Origin of the sequence: Pseudomonas sp. MYb13 (assembly GCF_002980075.1) — a bacterium.
Classification (GTDB): domain Bacteria; phylum Pseudomonadota; class Gammaproteobacteria; order Pseudomonadales; family Pseudomonadaceae; genus Aquipseudomonas; species Aquipseudomonas lurida.
In genome coordinates this window covers 55,769-76,437 of sequence record NZ_PCQI01000012.1, presented here as the reverse complement: position 1 = coordinate 76,437, position 20,669 = coordinate 55,769, and the positions used below count along the sequence as shown (strand labels likewise).

Sequence of the window (20,669 nt, the reverse complement as noted above, 5' to 3'; positions counted from 1 at the left end):
CTGAAAACGAGGGGCTGACGCTCAAGCGCAGGCCGGGAATTATACGCTCGCTGCGGGCACAGGAATGGCAGTGACTCGCCAGTCGTCGCCCACAGCGCGCATTTCAGTGATCTTGAGTTGGGGGGCGTCGGCCAGTTTCTCAAGCGGCCAGTCCAGCAAGGGCCGGGCGGCGGAGCCGAGGAACTTGCCGGCGATGAATATCACGTACTCATCCACCAGGCCTTGCTGGGCAAACGCACCCGCCAGGCTTGGACCGGCTTCCACCAACACCTCGTTGACGCCACGAGCGGCCAGGGCGACCAGCGCAGAACGCAGGTCGACCTGGCCCTCCACGCCCGGTACCACCAGGCACTCGGGGCCACGGGGGAACTGGTTTTCCGGGGTCACGCAAGTGATGACCAGCGCCGGGCCAGCCTTGAAGAATGGCGCGTTCAGCGGCACGCGCAGGCGACCGTCGATCAGCACGCGCAACGGCGGGCGCGACATTGCCAGGGCGGTGGTGGCGTCGTCCAGGCCGAGTTCGGCGGCGCGCACGGTCAGGCGAGCACCGTCGGCCAGCACCGTGTCGGCGCCGGTCAGTACCACGCTGGCTTCGGCGCGCAGGCGCTGCACGGCGGCGCGCGCGGCGGGGCCGGTGATCCATTGGCTCTCGCCGCTGGCCATCGCGGTGCGGCCGTCCAGGCTCATGGCCAGTTTTACCCGCACGAACGGCAGGCCATGTTCCATGCGCTTGAGGAAGCCTCTATTGAGCGCCCGCGCTTCACCTTCCAGCACACCGCTGCGCACTTCGATCCCGGCCTGGGCCAGGCGCTGCATGCCGCGCCCGGCGACTTCCGGGTTAGGGTCCTGCATCGCCGCAACCACCCGCGCCAACCCGGCACTCACCAGCGCGTCGGCGCAAGGCGGAGTGTGCCCATAGTGGCTGCAGGGCTCGAGGGTCACATAGGCCGTGGCGCCGCGCGCCTGGTCACCGGCCGCACGCAGCGCATGGACTTCGGCATGGGGCTCGCCGGTGCGCACGTGCCAACCTTCGCCGACGATCTGCCCGTCACGCACAATCACGCAGCCGACCCGTGGGTTGGGGTGAGTGGTGTAGCGGCCATTGCGCGCCAATTCGAGGGCACGGGCCATGTAGTGGGCATCGAGCACAGCTTGTTCGGCAGAAGGAGGGTTCATTCTTTGGCAGGCTCACGGGCCAGGCGGTCGATCTCTTCGCGGAACTCATTGAGGTCCTGGAAGCGTCGATACACCGAAGCGAAACGGATATAGGCAACTTCGTCGAGCTTCTGCAGCTCGCCCATCACCAGCTCTCCAACCACCAGGCTCTTGACCTCGCGCTCGCCGGTCGCACGCAGCTTGTGCTTGATATGCACCAGCGCCGCCTCCAGCCGCTCGACACTCACCGGGCGTTTTTCCAGGGCGCGCTGCATACCCGCGCGCAGTTTTTCTTCGTCGAAGGGCTGGCGGCTGCCGTCGGATTTGATCAGGCGCGGCAACACCAGTTCGGCGGTTTCGAAGGTGGTGAAACGTTCACCGCAGGCCAGGCATTCGCGCCGGCGACGCACTTGATCGCCCTCGGCGACCAGACGCGAGTCAATGACCTTGGTGTCGTTGGCACCGCAGAAGGGACAGTGCATGGTTGGCAGGCAACAAATAAAGGGAGGGCCATGGTAGCGCATCCCCGTGGCAAGACAAGCCATAGCCTTTACGGTATATAGGCTGACTATTATGTTTCATATTTTTTAAGCCACGGATTTTGTCCTTTCTGGAGCCGTACATGCAGTTACGACCACTTGTTTTACTCACCCTGTTCAGTGTCCTGGTCGCCTGCAGCAGCGAAGCCCCCAAGCCGGCCGCGCCTCAACCCACGCCGGCACAAGAGAAAAAAGTCCCCGGCATCGAAGACCTCGGCCCCCTGCCCGCCTTCCAGCGGGAGATCAGCGGCAGCCTGACCAACATTCCAGCGGGGGCTGAAGTCGAAATGGCCCTGCTGGTGATCGACGACCGTTCGCGCCCGCAACAATTGCTCGCCAGCAGCGTGCTGACCGGCAATGGCCAGCCCCTGGCTTTCCGCCTGCGTTTCAATCCTGAAGCCTTCCCAGCCGGTGCGCGGGTTGAATTGCGGGGCCGCGCCAGCCAGTCCGGCCAGTTGATCCTGCACCTGCCCGCCGTGCGCATCACCCAGGCGATCACCCAGACCACCGGCCCCCTGCAACTCGTCAAGGCACCATGACGCCACCGCTGGACCTGCAAGCGGCCCTCAGCGAACTGATCGGCGACGCCCACTTGGTGCCCTGCCCACTGCCGGGCACCGCGCTGTCGTTGTGGCTGCTGGATGCGGACAACATGGACCGAGCCTTCAGCCCCGAGGAAACCCGCCGCATCCTGCATGAACCGCCCTACTGGAGTTTTTGCTGGGCCAGCGGCCTGGCGCTGGCGCGGTACCTGGCGGCGAACCCCGAGTGGGTCGCGGGCAAACGCGTGCTGGACTTTGGCGCCGGTTCCGGCGTGGCCGGGATTGCGGCGGTCAAGGCCGGCGCGCGGGAAGTGGTGGCCTGCGACCTCGACCCGTTGGCCTTGGCGTCCTGTCGGGCAAATGCCGAGCTCAACGGCGTAGAACTGGGCTACTCGGTAGATTTTTTCGCCGAAGCCGACCGCTTCGACCTGATCCTGGTCGCCGACGTGCTCTACGACCGGGCGAACCTGCCGCTGCTGGATCAGTTCCTGACCCGAGGCCGTGAAGCGCTGGTGGCGGATTCGCGGGTACGGGACTTTCAGCACCCGGGTTACCAGCGGCTGCAGATCCTGGATGCCCTGACATTGCCTGACTTGGCGGAGCCTTGGGAGTTTCGCAAGGTGAGCCTGTACCATTCGCGGCGCCCTTGAAGCCATCGCGGGCAAGCCCGCTCCCAATAGGTGAGCACCTCCCCCGTGGGAGCGGGCTTGCCTGCAATAACGATCTTGACTCAACCAAGCTTTCAGCCGACGGCGCCAGCCCTTATAGTTGCCCCATTCCCGCTTTATTCGAGACGCCCCATGAGTGAGTCCACGCCGTACATCTTCGATGTCACCACCGCCCATTTCGACCAGGCTGTGATCCAGAACTCTTTCGAAAAACCCGTACTGGTGGATTTCTGGGCCGAGTGGTGCGCGCCGTGCAAGGCGTTGATGCCGCTGCTGGCGCAGATCGCCGAGAGTTATCAGGGCGAATTGCTGCTGGCCAAGGTCGATTGCGAGGCCGAGCAGGATATCGTTGCGCGTTTTGGCATTCGCAGCCTGCCGACCGTGGTGCTGTTCAAGGACGGCCAGCCGGTGGACGGGTTTGCCGGGGCACAGCCGGAGTCCGCGGTGCGGGCGATGCTGGAGCCGCATGTGCAGATGCCACCTCCCGCGGCAGCGGACCCTTTGGAGCAGGCCCAGGCGCTGTTTACCGAAGGTCGCATCAGCGATGCCGAAGCCGTGCTGGTCGCGTTGCTGGGCGAAGACAACACCAACGCCGCAGCGTTGATCCTGTACGCCCGCTGCCTGGCCGAACGCGGTGAACTGGGCGAAGCCCAGACCGTGCTGGACGCGGTGAAGAGCGACGATCACAAGGCCGCCCTCGCCGGGGCCAAGGCGCAGATCACCTTCCTGCGCCAGGCTGCCGACCTGCCGGACGCCGCCGACCTGAAAAGCCGCCTGGCGCAAAATCCGCAGGACGACGAAGCAGCCTACCAGTTGGCGATCCAGCAACTGGCGCGCCAGCAGTACGATGCCGCGCTGGAAGGCCTGCTCAAGCTGTTTGTCCGCAACCGCAGCTACAGCGAAGGCCTGCCGCACAAGACCTTGCTGCAGGTGTTCGAGCTGCTGGGCAACGATCACCCGCTGGTGAGCGTGTACCGCCGCAAGTTGTTTGCCGCGCTGTATTAATCACCGACCCAGCTGTACAGCGGCGTATCCCCGCCGCTGGCAACCTTCACCTTGGCGCTGTGACGCAGGCGCACCAACAGGCGCTTGCCCGCCGAGGCATCGCCCGCCAAGCCTTCCAACTGGTCAAGCAGCTCCAGGCCACTGAGCTGGCCGGCGTTGCGCAACAGGTCTTGGGCGCTCTGCCACAGGTCATCACTGTGTTTGACCGGAGCCACCGGCGCGGCGGCCGTACTGGTTACCGGCGTCGCCTGCAATTGCGCGCCCAGCCGTGCCCAATCGCCGTCGTCCAGCTCCAGGGTCAAGTCCACCGGCAGGTCGCCGACGGTTCCACGAATTCGCAACATCGTCCTTACTCCTGCACTTTTCTGACCGGCATGCTCCCATGCGGCTTGCGCAACGCCAAGCGGGCGGTCAAACTCTCGGCTTATTGTTATAAGATCACATAACAAAACTTTCATGTTCTGGAGCCTTCCCATGCGCCGTCTGTTGCTTGCTTTGCCGTTTGCCCTGCTGCCCCTGGCGGCTGCCCACGCTCATGACGATCACGACCATGAACACGGCAGCCTCGGCGCCCACGAGCATGGCGTCGGCCGCCTCAACGCCGTGCTCGACGGCCAGGCCCTGGAGCTTGAGCTGGACAGTCCGGCGATGAACCTGGTGGGCTTCGAACACCTGGCCACCACTGCGGCGGACAAAGCCAAGGTCGCGGCCGTGCGCAAGCAACTGGAGAACCCTGTCGCCCTGTTCAACCTGCCTAAAGGTGCCGGTTGCGTGGTCAGCACCCAGGCGCTCAACAGCCCGCTGTTCGGGGACAAGCCGGAAGCCGACCACGACCACGACGATGACGCCAAGGACGGCGCCCACGAGCATCATCATGACCACAGCGAAATCCACGCCCACTACCAGTTCACCTGTACCACGCCGACCGCCTTGGGCAATCTCGACCTGACCCAGGTGTTCAAGACCTTCCCCGCCACCCAGAAAATTCAGGTACAACTGATCGGCCCGAGCGGTCAGCAAGGTGTTGAAGCGACGGCCACCGCAGCCACCCTGACGTTCTGATTTGAAAACCCGCCCACAATGGATCGGTGCCATTTTCCTACCCGCAGGCGACATTGATTTCCCATGACTCAAGCGTTAATCGAACTGTCTGACCTGGGCTTCAACTGGCCCGGGCACCCGCAGTTGCTGGACATCCCCGCCTTCCGCCTGGAAGCGGGAGAAACCCTGTTTCTCAAGGGCCCGAGCGGCAGTGGCAAAACCACGCTGCTGGGCCTGCTCGGCGGTGTGCAGACACCCAGCCGGGGCAGCATCCGTCTGCTCGGCCAAGAGCTCACCGACCTCTCGGCCGGTGCCCGCGACCGTTTCCGGGTCGACCACACCGGCTACATCTTCCAGCAGTTCAACCTGCTGCCGTTCCTGTCGGTGCGTGAGAACGTCGAGTTGCCATGCCACTTCTCCACACTGCGCGCACAGCGCGCAAAGCAGCGTCACGGCAGTGTCGATCAGGCCGCCGCTGCGTTGCTGGCGCACCTTGGCTTAAAGGACAAAGACCTGCTGGAACGCCGTGCCGACTCGCTGTCCATCGGCCAGCAGCAACGGGTGGCCGCCGCCCGGGCGTTGATCGGCCAGCCGGAACTGGTGATCGCCGACGAACCCACCTCAGCCTTGGACTACGACGCCCGCGAAGCCTTCCTGCAACTGCTGTTCGCCGAATGCCGCGAAGCCGGCGCCAGCCTGTTATTTGTCAGCCATGACCAGAGCCTGGCTTCGCTGTTCGACCGCAACCTGTCGCTGGCCGAACTCAATCGCGCCGCCACGCCCGCAGAGGTTTGAGATGTATCTGTTCCGTCTAGCCATGGCCAGCCTGGCTAACCGCCGCTTTACCGCGATCCTCACCGCCTTCGCCATCGCGCTTTCAGTCTGCTTGTTGCTCGCGGTGGAGCGCGTGCGCGTTGAGGCGCGCAACAGTTTCGCCAGCACCATCAGCGGCACCGACCTGATCGTCGGCGCCCGTTCGGGCTCGGTGAACCTGCTGCTGTACTCGGTATTTCGCATAGGCAACGCCACCAACAACATCCGCTGGGACAGCTACGAGCACTTCGCCGCCAGCCCTCAGGTGAAATGGGCGATCCCGATTTCCCTCGGTGACTCCCATCGCGGCTACCGGGTGATGGGCACCAACACGTCCTACTTCGAGCATTACCAATACGGGCGCAAGCAAAACCTCGAACTGGCCAGCGGCCGCGCCTTCGCCACCGACCCGTTCGAAGTGGTGCTGGGCGCCGAAGTCGCCGATGCGCTGCACTACAAGCTCGGCGATAAACTGGTGCTGGCCCATGGCGTCGCGGCGGTCAGCCTGGTGAAACACGATGACAAACCGTTCACTGTGGTCGGTATTCTCAAGCGCACCGGCACGCCGGTAGACCGCACGCTGCATATCAGCCTCGGCGGCATGGAAGCGATCCATATCGACTGGCACAACGGCGTGCCTGCCCAGGGCAAAGGTCGCGTCAGTGCCGATCAGGCACGCAACATGGACCTCACCCCACAGGCCATCACCGCGTTCATGCTCGGCCTGAACAACAAGATCTCCACGTTCGCGCTGCAACGGGAGATCAATGAATTCCGTGGCGAGCCGATGCTGGCGATCCTGCCCGGCGTGGCGCTGCAAGAGTTGTGGAGCATGATGGGCACCGCCGAGAAAGCGCTGTTCGTGATCTCGCTGTTCGTGGTGCTCACCGGCCTGATCGGCATGCTCACGGCGATCCTCACCAGCCTCAATGAACGTCGCCGCGAAATGGCGATCCTGCGTTCGGTGGGCGCACGCCCTTGGCATATCGCGACGCTGTTGATTTTCGAAGCCTTCGCCCTGGCACTCTCCGGTGTGATCGCGGGCTTGGGTTTGCTGTACGTGTGCATCGCCGCGTCGCGCGGGTATCTGCAGGCCAACTACGGCCTGGACCTGCCGATGGCGTGGCCGAGTGAATATGAATGGACGCTGCTCGCCGGTATCCTGGCTGCCGCGCTGTTGATGGGCAGCGTGCCCGCGTGGCGCGCCTATCGGCAATCCCTGGCCGATGGCCTGTCCATACGTTTATGAGGAAGGACTCGATGCGTCGCGCCCTGTTTGCACTGTTTCTACTGTTCGCCCTGCCCGCCTGGGCGGCCGAACCTAAAGAGCTGACCTGGTCGGAACTGATCCCCCCGGATGCCGAGCCAGAGGTGCCGAACATGCAACCCCTGCACAATCTCTCCAGCATGGCGGATGCCCTGGAGTCGGCGCCAGCGGCCAAGCAGGACATGCCCAACGCCCCTGTCGTGCCGGGGCTCGATGGTCAGCACATTCGTTTGCCGGGCTACATCGTGCCCCTGGAAGTTGGCGAAAACGGCCGCACCACGGAGTTCTTGCTGGTGCCGTATTTCGGTGCGTGCATCCACGTACCGCCGCCACCGTCGAACCAGATCGTGCATGTCAAAAGCGAAATCGGCGTGAAGCTCGATGAGTTGTATCAGCCGTACTGGATCGAAGGCGCGATGCAGGTCAAGCCGTCCACCAGCGAGCTGGCCGATGCCGGTTACCAGATGGAAGCCGAGAAGATTTACATGTACGAACTGCCGGAATAGCGCTGATCGACCTTTCATTGAGCTGAGTCAAAAGATCGCGCGGAACGATCTTTACCATTGGACGTACAACTTTTAAACGTCCTTTTGGAGCTCCCATGAACAAGTCTCTGCTCGGCGCGTCCCTCTTCGCGCTCGCCCTTGCCGCCCCTGCCGTCCACGCTCACGAAGCGGGTGACATTCTGATTCGCGCCGGTGCAATTACCGTGAACCCGAAGGCAGACAGCGGCAGCGTCAAGGTTGACCAGGGCCCATTGGCCGGCGCCAACCTGGGCGGCAAGGCGACCATGAGCAGCGACACCCAGTTGGGCTTGAACTTCGCTTACATGCTGACCAACCACGTCGGTATCGAACTGCTGGCCGCCACGCCGTTCGAGCATGACGTGAAGATCAAGAACACCGCCCTCGGCGCCGCGAACGGCAAGCTCGGCACCCTCAAGCACCTGCCGCCAACCCTGAGCGTCGTGTACTACCCGCTGGACAACAAGTCGGCGTTCCAGCCGTACGTAGGCGCGGGTATCAACTACACCTGGATCTATGACGAACACGTCGGCAGCCGTGCCTCGAATGCCGGTTTCAGCAACTTCAAGGCAGAGAACTCCTGGGGCTGGGCCGCGCAAATCGGCGCCGACTACATGATCAACGACAAGTGGATGATCAACGCCCAGGCGCGCTACATCGACATCAGCACCAAGGCGACGGTGGACAACAACGCACTGGGCCAAGGCACTCGCGCCAAGGTCAATGTGGACGTGGACCCGATGGTCTACATGGTGGGTATCGGCTACAAGTTCTAACCACGGCCTGACAAACGCCACACTGTGGGAGCGCGCCTGTGTAGGAGCGGGCTTGCCCGCGATAGCATCGCCTCGGTGCAACTGACAGACCGAGGCGACCGCATCGCGGGCAAGCCCGGCTCCCACACAAGCCCGCTCCCACAGTCGTTTTTGCGCGGGCTCAGCTGTGGCGGTAGAACCGATCCAGCAATGCCGGCAGCCCTGCCCGCCACGCCCGTGGCTTGATGCCAAAGGTGTGGAGGATTTTCTTGCAGGCGAGCACCGCGTGTTGCGGTTCTTCACTCGCATCCGGCCGGGCCGCGTGGGCCTGGGCGGTGGGGGATTCGATCGCCAGCGGGTGAAAGTTGCGCGCTTCGGTGAGGATCGCCTGGCCCAGCGCCAACGGTGTGGTCGCCTCATGGCCGGCGTAATGGTAAGTCCCCCACAGCGGCGCCGCGCAATCGAGTTGCTTGAGCACCGAGATGATTACCCGTGCCGCGTCATCCACCGGTGTCGGGTTGCCGCGACGGTCATCGGCCATCAGCAACTCATCCGGCTTCTCGGCCCGCGCCAGGAAGCGCCCGAGGGTGCCGTCGACGCTGTCATCCAGCAGCCAGCCAAACCGCAGCAACACATGTTGCGGGCAAGTGGCGCGCACACTTTGTTCGATTCGCCACAACGCCTGGCCGCGCAGGCCCAGGGGCACCGGCTCGTCTTTTTCGCTGTAGGCGGTGGCGCGGGAGCCATCGAATACGCGGTAGCTGGACGGTTGCAACAAAGTGATGCTGTGGTGCTGGCACAGTTCGGCCAAGCGTTCGATGGCGAACTCTTGGGCCGCCAGGCGAGTTTCGCTGACCCCTTCCGCCTGGAACCAGTCGAAATAGTAGGCGAGGTTGATCAACGCATCGGGACGGGTGTCGTCGAGCAATTGGGTAAGGCTCGCGGCATCCCAGCCATCTTTGGGCGGTTTGGGGGCGAGGAAACCGATGTCTTCCTCTGCACCGAGGCGAATCAGCGCCTGCCCGAGGGCATTCCCGCCGCCCAGTAACATAAGGCGCATTCGCATAGATTGAGCAGGCCCGGTCTGTGTGGAACGATGGTTATTAGGTATTTGTCAGAATCGTTGCATTTTGCGGGTTTGTAGCGCAACCGTCACGGATAAAGTGCGGGGTTGCAACTTGTTGTAGCCGGCCGCATAACTGAACGCATGAACCTTCCTGAATCCACGGACACGGCCCTGGACGGCTTCCACCCCGCCGTCAGCACCTGGTTGCGCAGCACCTTCCCCTCGGTGACAGGCGCCCAGGCCCAGGCGTGGCCGCTGATCCGCCAACGCCAATCGACGCTGATCGCCGCGCCCACCGGCTCCGGCAAGACGCTGACGGCGTTCCTGGCAGTGCTCGATGACCTGGTCCACCAAGGCCTGGCCAACGGCGGTGAGTTGCCAGATGAAACCCTGGTGGTCTACGTGTCGCCGCTCAAGGCGCTGTCCAACGACATCCAGATCAACCTGCAAGACCCGCTGGCCGGTATCACTGAGCACCTGCAGAAGCTGGGCCTGCCGCCGCTGGTTATCCGCACCGCCGTGCGCACCGGCGACACCCCGCAAAAAGACCGCGCGCTGATGCGCAAGCGCCCGCCGCATATCCTGGTGACGACTCCGGAATCGCTCTACGTATTGTTGGGCTCGGACTCCGGCCGACAGATGCTCGCCAATACACGCACGGTGATCGTCGATGAGATCCACGCCATCGCCGACGGCAAACGGGGCAGCCACCTGGCCTTGAGCCTGGAACGCCTGCAACACTTGTGCGCCGGACCGCTGATGCGTATCGGCCTGTCGGCCACGCAAAAGCCCATCGACGCGGTGTCGCGATTCCTTGTCGGCAGCGGCCGGACGTGCGCGATTGTCGATATCGGCCACGCGCGCCCGCGCGACCTGGATATCGAGGTGCCGCCCGTGCCGCTCTCGGCGGTGATGGCCAACGATGTGTGGGAGCGGGTCTACGACCGCCTGGCCGAATTGGCCCGCGAACACCGCACCACACTCGTGTTCGTCAACACCCGACGCCTGGCCGAGCGCTTGGCCCGACACTTGAGCGAACGCCTGGGCAAGTCCGCCGTGGCAGCTCACCACGGCAGCCTGGCCAAGGAAATGCGCCTGGACGCCGAGCAACGCCTCAAGGGCGGTGCGCTGCAAGTGCTGATCGCCACCGCGTCCCTGGAGCTGGGGATTGATATCGGCGATGTGGACCTGGTCTGCCAGATCGGCTCGCCCGGCTCCATCAACGGTTTTCTGCAAAGGGTGGGGCGCTCCGGCCACCACGTCGGCGGCACGCCCAAGGGGCGCCTGTTCGCTACGACCCGCGACGACTTGATCGAATGCGCCGCCCTGCTCGACTGTGTGCGCCGGGGCGAGCTGGACACCCTGCACATACCGGTCGCGCCGCTGGACGTGCTGGCCCAGCAGATCATCGCCGAAGTCAGCGCCCAGGAATGGTCCGAGCAGGCCTTGCTGGACCTTATCTGCCGCGCCGCGCCCTACGCCACGCTCGATGAACGGCACTACCAGGCACTGCTGCAGATGCTCAGCGAGGGTTATAACGGTCGCCAGGGCATCCGCAGCGCCTACCTGCACCGCGACGCCCTGACTCGCACCCTGCGCGGTCGACGTGGCGCCAAACTGACTGCCGTGACCAGTGGCGGCACCATCCCCGACAACGCCGACTACAGCGTGCTGCTCGAGCCCCAGAGCTTGAGCATTGGCAGCGTCAACGAAGATTTCGCGGTGGAAAGCATCGCCGGGGATATCTTCCAGCTCGGCAATACGTCGTACAGAATCCTGCGCGTCGAGGCCGGCAAAGTGCGGGTCGAAGACGCCCATGGCCAACCGCCGACCATTCCCTTCTGGCTGGGTGAGGCGCCGGGGCGCAGCAACGAGCTGTCGGCGGCGGTGGCGCGCCTCCAGGGCCAATTGGACGCGTTGCTCAGCGCAACGCCGGGCGACCTGCACGCCGCACAGGACTGGCTCACCGGCACCCTCGGCCTGAACCGCGCCAGCGCCGAGCAGATTCTCGATTACCTGGCTCGCACGCGCCTGGCCCTGAGTGCCTTGCCGTCCCAGGACACGTTGATCATGGAGCGTTTTTTCGACGCGTCCGGGGGCACCCAACTGATCATCCATACGCCATTCGGCAGTCGCGTCAACCGCGCCTGGGGCCTGGCGCTGCGCAAGCGTTTTTGCCGCACGTTCAATTTCGAACTGCAGGCCGCGGCCAGCGAGAATGCGATCGTGCTGTCACTGTCCACCAGCCACAGTTTCGAGCTGGACGACGTGTGGCGCTACCTCAACAGTCACAGCGCCGAGCATCTCCTGATCCAGGCTGTGCTGGATGCACCGCTGTTCGGCGTGCGCTGGCGCTGGAATGCCGGCGTGGCGTTGGCGTTGCCGCGCTATACCGGTGGGCGCAAGGTCGCGCCGCAGATCCAGCGCATGAAAAGTGAAGACCTGATTGCCAGCGTGTTTCCCGACCAGATCGCCTGCCTGGAAAACCTCGCCGGCGAGCGCGAGATCCCCAACCATCCGTTGGTGGAACAAACCCTCGACGACTGCCTGCACGAAGCCATGGACAGCGACGCCTGGCTAGCCCTGCTGCGGCGCATGGAGCGCGGCGAGGTGCGGCTGATCAGCCGCGACCTGCCAGCGCCGTCGCCCATGGCCGCGGAAATTCTGAGTGCGCGGCCCTATACCTTTCTTGACGATGCCCCACTGGAGGAACGCCGTACACAGGCCGTGCTCAACCGGCGCTGGAGCGACCCGCAAAGCACCGACGACCTTGGCGCGCTGGATGCCGACGCCATCGCTGGCGTGCGCGAAGAGGCGTGGCCGGCGCCCAACGGGGTGGATGAGATGCATGAGGCGCTGATGAGCCTGGCGTGTATCGCTGGCAACGAGGTCACGCCGCAATGGGCGAAATGGCTGCAGGCCCTGGCCAAGGGTGGCCGTGCCTATCCACTGCACACTCACTTGCAAACCAGCCTGTGGGTCGCCGTTGAACGCCTGAGTTGTGTGCAGGCGATCTACCCCAACCACTTGCCGTTGCTGCCCGGCTTCGATGAGCCCTGGACGTACGAGGATGCCGTGACGGAAGTGCTGCGCGCGCGACTTGGTGGGTTCGGCCCGCTGAGCCTGATCGAGATCGCCGGGCCCCTGGCCTTGCCGGTGGCGGATGTCACACAGGCGCTGGCCCGCCTGGAGCAGGAGGGCTACGTGCTGCGCGGGCATTTCAGCCCTGGCGCCACGCACGAGCAATGGTGCGAACGCCACCTGCTGGCGCGCATTCATCGCTACACGGTCAAGCGCCTGCGCCGGGAAATCGAGCCTGTGGCGTTGCAGGACTTCATGCGGTTTCTGTTCGATTGGCAGCACCTTTCCGAAGGCACCCGTGGCCAGGGCAGCGCGATGCTGGCGCAGATCGTCGGGCAGTTCGAAGGCTATGCCGCCGCCACGTCCGCCTGGGACAGCGACCTGCTCAGTGCACGTCTCAAGGACTATTCCTCCACCTGGCTTGACGAGCTATGCCGCAGCGGCAAGCTGGTGTGGACACGCTTGAGCAACAAGGCCAGCGCCATGGCGTTGCGCAGCACACCGGTGGTGTTGCTGCCACGCAGCCAGGTGGGACTGTGGAGCGCACTGACCGAACTCACCGACGCCTCCAGCCTGTCGCCCAAGGCGCAGAAGGTGCACCAAGCCCTGCGCGACCACGGCGCGCTGTTTTTTGATGAGTTGGTGCACGAAGCCCACTTACTGCGCAGCGAACTGGAAACCGCCTTGCAGGAACTGGTGGGTGCCGGGCTGGTGAACGCCGACAGCTTCGCCGGCCTGCGCGCCCTGACCACGCCCGCCAGCAAACGCCAGGCGCGCAGCAGCCGGCGTGGGCGCGGTGCGTTTGTCGGCGGCATGGACGATGCCGGTCGCTGGGCACTGGTGAGGCGCTCCTCAACCGCCGCCGGCCCGCACTCGGCAGAAACCCTGGAGCATGTGGCGATGACCCTGCTGCGCCGCTATGGCGTGGTGTTCTGGCGCTTGCTGGAGCGTGAAGCCGAGTGGTTGCCAAGTTGGCGCGAATTGCTGCGCACATTCCATCGGCTGGAGGCGCGAGGCGAGATTCGTGGCGGGCGGTTTGTCAGTGGCTTGGCGGGGGAGCAGTTTGCATTGCCGGAGGCGATCCCGTTGCTGCGTGAAGTGCGGCGTCGGGCCCATGACGGCAGTTTGATCGCCGTGTGCGGGGCGGACCCGTTGAACCTGGTGGGCACGCTGTTGCCGGGCAGCAAAGTGCCGGCGGTGAGCGGTAATCGGATTGTGTACCGGGATGGGTTACCAGCGGCGGTAAGGGTGGCGGGCAAGCAGCAGGTGCTAATCGACGTGGATCAGCAGGCGGTGCAAGAGAAATTGATCAGGCACTGAATCCGTATTGACCCTGCTGGCCTCATCGCGGGCAAGCCCGGCGCCCACAGGGGGAATGCACTCCTAGAATGGGCGCTGGCTTGCCTGCGATGAGGCCTTGACTGTCACACCCATCATTGAGACCTGGGCTGCTCCGTCACCACCACCGACGCCGGCACCTCGTCACCCGGCTCATCCACCTGCGGCGTACGCTTGGGCAACAACACCTGCTGGGGATAAGTCTGCGCGAAGTGCACTTCATCACAGTTATCCACAAGCTTCTTCAGCCGCTGGTTGAACGCACGACTCACCGCATATTGCCCACCCGACACCGTGCGGAACTGCGCGGTGAGCACCACGCCGTTGAGGTCCATCCTGTCGACGCCAAACACCTCCAGCGGCCCTTGCAGGTTGTACTTGAGGAACACGTCATCACGGATCGACTGCCCCGCTTCGCGGATCAGCTCCACGGCCTTGTCCACGTCCGTGTCATAGGTGAACTGCACCGAGAAGAACGCGTAGGCAAATTGCCGCGACTGGTTGGTGACCGCCTTGATCTGCCCAAATGGCACCGAGTGCACAAACCCCTTGCCGTCGCGCAGGCGCAGGGTGCGGATGGTCAGGCCTTCGACAGTACCGGCGTGACCGGAGTCGAGCACCACCCAATCGCCGATGGACAGGGTGTCTTCGATGATGATGAACAGGCCGGTGATCACGTCCTGCACCAACTGCTGCGAACCGAAGCCGATGGCCAGGCCGACCACCCCGGCACCCGCCAGCAGCGGTGCAACGTTGATACCAAGGTTGGCCATGGTGGTGATTGCGCAGATCACCACCAGGATGATTTTTACCGCATTGCGCAGCAGCGGCAGGATGGTCTTGACCCGCGTGCTGGGTTGGCGGCTGGAGCGTTTGTTGACCGGTGGCTTCAACGCTTCCTGGATGGCCGTGTCGAGCACCACCCAGAACAGCCAGGTCATCAGCAGGATCAGGCCGATGCTGCTGAGGGAGTCGCTGATCGCCCGGCCCACCGAATTGCGCTGGGCAAATTCAAACAGCGACACGCCCCAGATCCGCCCGAGTATCTCGATAAAGGCGATGGCCATGACGATGCGCAGGATTGCGTGCAGCAGGCTGAGGAAGCGTTCCTTGTAGGCGCTGCTGCGCTGGATGGCGACCTGGCTGCGGGACTTGAACAGGTGTTGCAGCACTGTGCTCAGGAACACCGTGCCAATCAGCAGAATGGTGGTGAACAACGCGCAGCGCAGGGCCTTCTGGTTATCGTCGCCGGCGCCGATCAGGTTGACCGCCGAGACCAGCACCATCAACAGGATCGGCCAGTACCACAACCCGGAAAACACCCGCAGCGACTGCTGCAGGGCCGGGTGCTTAAGGCGTTGTGCCAACGGTCTGTTACGGATCAAGTGGGCGACCGGCCGACGCAGTCGCACGACCAGCACGCCGAAGATCACCGCCGCGAACAGGCCGGTGAACACGGCGACGCTGCTGGTGATATTGCCGCCGAACTGGCGGGCGATCTGCGGGCTGGTCAAGGCGTCGCTGAGGGCGGCGAGGAAACCGATCAGGAACAGCGGCTTGGGGCAGTAGTCGCGAATAATCTGCACCGCTGGGCGCTTGTGACCGACATTGAACATGACAATGACGCACAACAGCATCGACGTGGAAAAGATGCCGCTGCTGGTGGCGTAGGCAAAACACAGTGCCAGCGCGCGGCCTATGGAGGTGGGTAAAAAGTGGCTGACATACAGGGTCAGTGGCAGGCAAATCAGCGCGGGAATCGTATAGGGCACGACATAGCCGAGCACCGCCTGCAACCGCTTGCGCTGCCCGATGAAGGGGCGTCGGCTCAGGCGTTGTACGACAAAGCGCCCGAGCAAAGTGAGCACAGTGAAGGCGCCGATCCACACGCCCGACAGCAACAGGAAGTCCCCGGCGATGCTCCATGGCGAACGCGCGGCGGTCTGGTCGACCAGGCGCCCCACTTCATCGGCCGCACGGTCCGCCCGCAGGCGCCAGGCGTCGATGAGGTCCTGGTTGAGGTCGAGCCTCTCTTGCACATCATCGATGCTGGAGCTGATCGCCCCGAGAAGCCCGCCTTCGACGAGCAATTCCGGCTTGGCCGGCGTTTCGGGTTCAGGCGCCGTGGCCGCAGCCTGTAGCGCGCCACTGCCGCAGAACAACAGCACGCCGAGCAGTAATGCAGTCTTTAGATTCAGCAAAACACCGGGCTCCTTCAGAAGGGTCTGTAAGGAACTGACGGGTTTGAGCCTTGATCGTTCCCCTTTTGCGCAATCTTTGACTCACACGCAAATATCAAATGCCAATCCCTGGCTTTTTCCACAACAGCCAACACTCGACACTGCGCTCCTGATTGAAACCCACCGGAGTTGCAGCCATGCCCATTGCCTTGCTCGCGCTGACCCTCAGCGCTTTCGCCATCGGGACGACCGAGTTCGTCATCGTTGGCTTGCTACCCACCATCGGCGCCGACCTTGGGGTCGACTTGCCGTCCGCCGGCCTGTTGGTCAGCCTCTACGCCCTGGGCGTTGCCATCGGCGCACCGGTGCTCACGGCCCTCACCGGCAAAGTCCCGCGCAAATTCCTGCTGCTGTCGCTGATGGTGCTGTTCACCCTCGGTAACTTGCTGGCCTGGAAGGCACCGAGCTATGAATCCCTGGTACTGGCGCGGATCGTCACCGGCCTGGCCCACGGGGTGTTTTTCTCGATTGGCTCGACCATCGCCACCAGCCTGGTGCCCAAGGAAAAAGCCGCCAGTGCGATTGCAATCATGTTCACCGGCCTCACTGTCGCGTTGGTGACCGGCGTGCCACTGGGTACGTTTATCGGCCAGCATTTCGGCTGGCGTGAAACCTTCCTCGCCGTTTCGGCGCTGGGTGTGATCGCGTTTATCGGCAGCCTGATCTACGTACCGAAGAACATTGCGCACAGCAAACCTGCGTCCTTGCTGCAACAACTGCAAGTGCTCAAGCAACCGCGCTTGCTGCTGGTGTACGCCATGACGGCCATCGGCTACGGCGGCTCGTTTATCGCGTTCACCTTCCTGGCGCCGATCCTTCAGGACATCGCAGGCTTCAGCGCCAGCACCGTGAGCCTGGTGCTGCTGGTGTACGGCGTCTCGGTCGCCGCCGGGAACATCTGGGGCGGCAAGCTGGCGGATAAACGCGGCCCGATCAGTGCACTGAAAATCATCTTTGCCCTGCTCGCCGCCGTGTTGTTCGTGCTGACTTTCACCGCTGGCAACCCGTGGCTGGCCCTGGCCACCGTGCTGGTGTGGGGTGCGGTCGCCTTCGGCAACGTACCGGGCCTGCAGGTGTATGTGGTGCGTCAGGCCGAACATCACACGCCGCAAGCGGTGGATGTGGCCTCGGGGCTGAATATCGCCGCATTCAACCTGGGGATTGCCGGTGGCGCCTGGGGCGGCGGTTTGATCGTGGCACACCTGGGGTTGATCCACACGGCCTGGATCGGTGGCTTGGTGGTGCTGGTGGCGTTGGCTCTGACCGCCTGGAGTGGCCGCCTTGATCGCTTGGGGCCGGTGTATGCCGAGTCGTCGAACCGGAGCGTGGCCGGACACTGACGCGATCACACCATCGAACCTGTGTGGGAGCGGGCGTGCCCGCGAATGCGGTGTGTCAGTCAATCATTCAACGACTGACACGTCGTAATCGCGGGCAAGCTCGCGCCTACATTTGGTTTATGCCGTTTGTAGAAAGGTGGAAACTTTCAGCCAAAAATCAGAGTCAGCCATGAACGGGGGCCAGGCCCCCCTTTCTTTCACAGGAGCAATCATGGCTGCGATCCCAGACTGGGTGCCCATCACCCCCAGCGTCGCCATCACTCGCTTCACGGTGCTGACGGTCAATATCCACAAGGGCTTCACCGCCTTGAATCGACGTTTCATCCTGCCCGAACTGCGTGAGGCGGTGCGCAGCGTGGGTGCCGACATGGTGTTCCTGCAGGAGATCCACGGCACTCACGAGCGCCATCCCCAGCGCTACAACGACTGGCCGAACATGCCGCAATACGAGTTCCTCGCCGACAGCATCTGGCCGCAGTTCGCCTACGGGCGCAATGCGGTCTACCCCCACGGCGACCACGGCAATGCGCTGCTGTCGAAATTCCAGATCGTTAGCTACGACAACCTTGATATCTCCCAGAGCGGGCATGAAAACCGTGGCCTGCTGCATTGCGTGTTGCGCTTGCCGGGCAGCGGCCAGGAGGTGCATGCGATCTGCATTCACCTGGGCCTGCGCGAGGTGCATCGCCAACAGCAACTGCGCCTGATCGAGCAGCGCATAAGCGAGATCCCGGCGGATGCACCGCTGATTGTTGCCGGTGACTTCAACGACTGGCGCCACAAGGCCGACCTGAGCCAGAGCGGCCTGAAGGAAGTATTTGTCCAAACCCTGGGCAAACCCGCGCGCACCTTCCCGGCGCGCCTGCCGTTGCTGCCACTGGACCGGATCTACGTGCGTAATTTGAAGGTGCATAACCCAAGGGTGCTGACGACGCGGCCCTGGTCCCATCTGTCCGACCACGTGCCGCTGTCGGTGGAGATCGAGCTATGAATATTGCTGTTGAACACATCTCCACCGACCAACCGCCAGACGAAGCCAAGGCCCGTGACCTGGACTATGGCTGGCAGAGCGGCAACCAGGTCGAGTTGCTGGAGAACGGCGAGGCCTACTTCCCCAAGGTCTTCGAGGCATTGCGCGCTGCCCGCAGGGAGATCCTGCTGGAGACGTTCATCCTCTTCGAAGACAAAGTGGGCCATGAGCTGCAAGGCATTCTGATCGAAGCGGCGCAGCGTGGCGTGAAGGTGGTGGTGAGCCTGGATGGCTTTGGTTGCGGCGAACTCAGCCCGGCGTTTCTCGGCGAGCTGGCCGAGGCTGGTGTGGCCGTGCAGATGTTCGACCCGGCCTCCAAGACGCTGGGCATCCGTACCAATTGGTTTCGCCGCTTGCACCGCAAGATTGTGGTGGTGGACGCCGAAGTGGCGTTCATCGGCGGGATCAATTTCTCCGCCGACCACCTGGGCGACTACGGCCCCGAAGCCAAGCAGGATTACGCGGTGCAGGTGATTGGGCCGGCAGTGGCGGACTTGCATCATTTTGCCCTGGCACAAAGTGGCCGCCAGGTACGCACGCGACGCGGCTGGCGACGGCGCCAGCAACGGCCGTCGCTGTGGTCTACCGACAAGGGCGATGGCCAGGTGCGCCTGATCTACCGCGACAACGTGCAGCACCGTGACGACATCGAAGAAGCCTATATCCATGCGTTGAGCAAGGCGCAAAAACGCGCGGTCATTGCCAACGCGTACTTCTTCCCCGGCTACCGCCTGCTGCGGGAGATCCGCAACGCTGCGCGACGTGGCGTGCAGGTGCAACTGATCATGCAGGGCCAACCCGACGTGCTGCTGGCCAAGTTGGCGGCGCGCATGCTCTACGACTATCTGCTCAAGGATGGCGTGGTGATTCACGAGTATTGCCAGCGCCCGCTGCACGGCAAGGTGGCACTGGTGGATGACGAATGGAGCACCGTGGGGTCAAGCAACCTGGACCCGTTGAGCCTGGCGTTGAACCTGGAAGCCAACGTGCTGATTCGCGACCGCGCTTTCAATCAACAATTGTATGAACGCCTGGAGACCCTGGCCAGGAACCATTGCCAGACCATGCCTGAGAACCGCAAGCCGCGCCTGTGGCTGTGGCGCTTGACCGTGGGTTTCCTGGTCTTCCACGTGATGCGCCACTTCCCTGCACTGACGGGTTGGTTGCCGGCACACAAGCCGCGGTTGAAACCTTTTGAGGCCCAGCACCATGACGCCTGAAACCAAAGGCTCGCGGTTCAAGCGCTGGAAGAAACCGCTGACGATCGCCTTCTTCCTGCTGCTGATCGTGCTGTTCACCCTGCTTGCACGGCGCATCGACTGGAGCGAGGTGGTGCAAACCCTGGGCGACTTCAAGGTGCGCACGCTGGTAATCGCCAGCGCGCTGACGCTGTGCAGTTTTCTCGTCTATGCCAGCTTCGACCTGATCGGTCGCACCTACATTCGCCAGAACCTAGTGTGGAAGCAGATCCTGCCGGTGGGCATCATCAGTTACGCGTTCAACCTCAACCTGAGCGCGTGGGTCGGCGGTATTGCCATGCGCTACCGTCTGTATTCGCGGCTGGGGGTGAGTACCAGCAATATCGCCAAGATCCTCGGCCTTAGCCTGGCCACCAACTGGTTTGGCTACATGGCAATAGCCGGGGTGATCTTCAGCAGCGGGCTGGTCACGATGCCGCCGGGCTGGAAAGTCAGCACCACGGCCCTGCAAGGCATCGGCGCGTTGTTGGTGCTGGCCAGCCTGGGTTATCTGCTGGCCTGCCAGTTTTCGAAAAAGCGTGCGTGGACCGTTCGCGGCATGGAAATCAACCTGCCGTCCGTGCGTATGGCGTGTTTGCAGTTGCTGTTGGGCGCGCTGAACTGGTCGCTGATGGCAGCGGTGATCTTCACCTTGTTGCCGGCCAAACTCGACTATCCGCTGGTGCTGGGGGTGTTGCTGATCAGCGCGATTGCCGGGGTGCTCACCCATATTCCGGCCGGGCTGGGTGTGCTGGAGGCGGTGTTCATTGCGCTGTTGCAGCATGAAGCGTCGCGGGGCAGCTTGCTGGCCGGGTTGATTGCGTATCGGGCCATCTACTTTATTGTGCCGCTGCTGATAGCACTGGTGATGTACCTCGGCGTGGAGGCGAAGGCCAAGGCGTTGCGGGTGAAGAAAAGCCCTGCCTGACAACGTGGTGCCGAGTGGATCGCTATCGCGGGCAAGCCCGCTCCCACAGGGGGCACAGTGCGATGGGGAGCTGGCTTGCCGGCGATAGCGGTAGACAGA

General features: G+C 63.5%; 18 protein-coding genes. 13 read left to right on the top strand and 5 right to left on the bottom strand.

What is annotated here, in order from left to right:
• Nucleotides 1–39: 39 nt before the first annotated feature.
• Nucleotides 40–1,176: a bifunctional diaminohydroxyphosphoribosylaminopyrimidine deaminase/5-amino-6-(5-phosphoribosylamino)uracil reductase RibD gene (gene ribD / locus CQ002_RS20270; protein WP_034109510.1), complete on the bottom strand. Its 1,137-nt coding sequence runs from the start codon at nucleotides 1,174–1,176 to the stop codon at nucleotides 40–42.
• Entirely contained in the window at nucleotides 1,173–1,637 is a 465-nt protein-coding gene (gene nrdR, locus CQ002_RS20265; protein ID WP_010206843.1) for a transcriptional regulator NrdR, read from the bottom strand. Before nrdR ends, ribD begins: the two co-directional genes overlap by 4 nt.
• Nucleotides 1,638–1,777: 140 nt before the next feature.
• On the opposite strand from nrdR, the gene CQ002_RS20260 reads away from it, so the two are divergent.
• The 3 genes from CQ002_RS20260 to trxA all read left to right on the top strand — a co-directional run bounded on the left by CQ002_RS20260 (nucleotide 1,778) and on the right by trxA (nucleotide 3,909).
• Nucleotides 1,778–2,233: a YbaY family lipoprotein gene (locus CQ002_RS20260; protein WP_034109512.1), complete on the top strand. Its 456-nt coding sequence runs from the start codon at nucleotides 1,778–1,780 to the stop codon at nucleotides 2,231–2,233.
• On the top strand, nucleotides 2,230–2,886 hold the full coding sequence (locus CQ002_RS20255; protein ID WP_034109514.1) for a methyltransferase: 657 nt from the start codon (nucleotides 2,230–2,232) through the stop codon (nucleotides 2,884–2,886). The genes CQ002_RS20260 and CQ002_RS20255 overlap by 4 nt, the downstream gene beginning before the upstream one ends.
• 150 nt (nucleotides 2,887–3,036) lie before the next feature.
• Nucleotides 3,037–3,909 (top strand): thioredoxin, encoded by an 873-nt coding sequence (gene trxA, locus CQ002_RS20250; RefSeq protein WP_069078356.1) that lies wholly within the window; start codon nucleotides 3,037–3,039, stop codon nucleotides 3,907–3,909.
• Here the strand turns inward: trxA and CQ002_RS20245 are convergent.
• Nucleotides 3,906–4,253, bottom strand: a complete 348-nt coding sequence (locus CQ002_RS20245) for a hypothetical protein (RefSeq protein ID WP_098467441.1) — start codon at nucleotides 4,251–4,253, stop codon at nucleotides 3,906–3,908. The two genes, trxA and CQ002_RS20245, sit on opposite strands and share 4 nt — an antisense overlap.
• Before the next feature lie 130 nt (nucleotides 4,254–4,383).
• On the opposite strand from CQ002_RS20245, the gene CQ002_RS20240 reads away from it, so the two are divergent.
• From CQ002_RS20240 to CQ002_RS20220, 5 genes are all read left to right on the top strand, one after another.
• Entirely contained in the window at nucleotides 4,384–4,971 is a 588-nt protein-coding gene (locus CQ002_RS20240) for a DUF2796 domain-containing protein (RefSeq protein ID WP_034109520.1), read from the top strand.
• A gap of 63 nt (nucleotides 4,972–5,034) precedes the next feature.
• On the top strand, nucleotides 5,035–5,745 hold the full coding sequence (locus CQ002_RS20235; protein WP_034109522.1) for an ABC transporter ATP-binding protein: 711 nt from the start codon (nucleotides 5,035–5,037) through the stop codon (nucleotides 5,743–5,745).
• A 1-nt stretch (nucleotide 5,746) separates the two neighbouring features.
• Nucleotides 5,747–7,012 carry an ABC transporter permease gene (locus CQ002_RS20230; RefSeq protein ID WP_098467442.1) on the top strand — a complete coding sequence of 422 codons (1,266 nt, stop codon included), beginning with the start codon at nucleotides 5,747–5,749 and terminating at the stop codon, nucleotides 7,010–7,012.
• 11 nt (nucleotides 7,013–7,023) lie between these two features.
• Nucleotides 7,024–7,536 (top strand): DUF3299 domain-containing protein, encoded by a 513-nt coding sequence (locus CQ002_RS20225; RefSeq protein ID WP_034109526.1) that lies wholly within the window; start codon nucleotides 7,024–7,026, stop codon nucleotides 7,534–7,536.
• A 95-nt stretch (nucleotides 7,537–7,631) separates the two neighbouring features.
• Nucleotides 7,632–8,330 carry an OmpW family protein gene (locus tag CQ002_RS20220; protein ID WP_034109528.1) on the top strand — a complete coding sequence of 233 codons (699 nt, stop codon included), beginning with the start codon at nucleotides 7,632–7,634 and terminating at the stop codon, nucleotides 8,328–8,330.
• Between the two features lie 160 nt (nucleotides 8,331–8,490).
• Here CQ002_RS20220 and CQ002_RS20215 read toward each other — a convergent pair whose 3' ends face one another.
• Nucleotides 8,491–9,375 (bottom strand): sugar nucleotide-binding protein, encoded by an 885-nt coding sequence (locus CQ002_RS20215; protein ID WP_034109530.1) that lies wholly within the window; start codon nucleotides 9,373–9,375, stop codon nucleotides 8,491–8,493.
• Between the two features lie 141 nt (nucleotides 9,376–9,516).
• Here CQ002_RS20215 and CQ002_RS20210 point away from each other — a divergent pair, with 141 nt between their 5' ends.
• Nucleotides 9,517–13,776, top strand: a complete 4,260-nt coding sequence (locus CQ002_RS20210; RefSeq protein ID WP_105162940.1) for a DEAD/DEAH box helicase — start codon at nucleotides 9,517–9,519, stop codon at nucleotides 13,774–13,776.
• Between the two features lie 113 nt (nucleotides 13,777–13,889).
• On the opposite strand, the gene CQ002_RS20205 is transcribed toward CQ002_RS20210, so the two are convergent.
• Complete coding sequence (locus CQ002_RS20205) at nucleotides 13,890–15,995, bottom strand: mechanosensitive ion channel family protein (RefSeq protein WP_105162941.1); 2,106 nt, start codon at nucleotides 15,993–15,995, stop codon at nucleotides 13,890–13,892.
• A gap of 176 nt (nucleotides 15,996–16,171) precedes the next feature.
• Between CQ002_RS20205 and CQ002_RS20200 the strand changes: the two genes are divergently transcribed.
• From CQ002_RS20200 to CQ002_RS20185, 4 genes are all read left to right on the top strand, one after another.
• Nucleotides 16,172–17,374 carry an MFS transporter gene (locus tag CQ002_RS20200; protein ID WP_034109536.1) on the top strand — a complete coding sequence of 401 codons (1,203 nt, stop codon included), beginning with the start codon at nucleotides 16,172–16,174 and terminating at the stop codon, nucleotides 17,372–17,374.
• A gap of 211 nt (nucleotides 17,375–17,585) precedes the next feature.
• Nucleotides 17,586–18,365: an endonuclease/exonuclease/phosphatase family protein gene (locus tag CQ002_RS20195; RefSeq protein ID WP_069078350.1), complete on the top strand. Its 780-nt coding sequence runs from the start codon at nucleotides 17,586–17,588 to the stop codon at nucleotides 18,363–18,365.
• Nucleotides 18,362–19,624 (top strand): cardiolipin synthase ClsB, encoded by a 1,263-nt coding sequence (clsB, locus tag CQ002_RS20190; RefSeq protein WP_105162942.1) that lies wholly within the window; start codon nucleotides 18,362–18,364, stop codon nucleotides 19,622–19,624. The genes CQ002_RS20195 and clsB overlap by 4 nt, the downstream gene beginning before the upstream one ends.
• A complete protein-coding gene (locus CQ002_RS20185) occupies nucleotides 19,614–20,570 on the top strand; it encodes a lysylphosphatidylglycerol synthase domain-containing protein (protein WP_105162943.1) in 957 nt (318 codons plus the stop codon). The genes clsB and CQ002_RS20185 overlap by 11 nt, the downstream gene beginning before the upstream one ends.
• Nucleotides 20,571–20,669 lie beyond the last annotated feature (99 nt).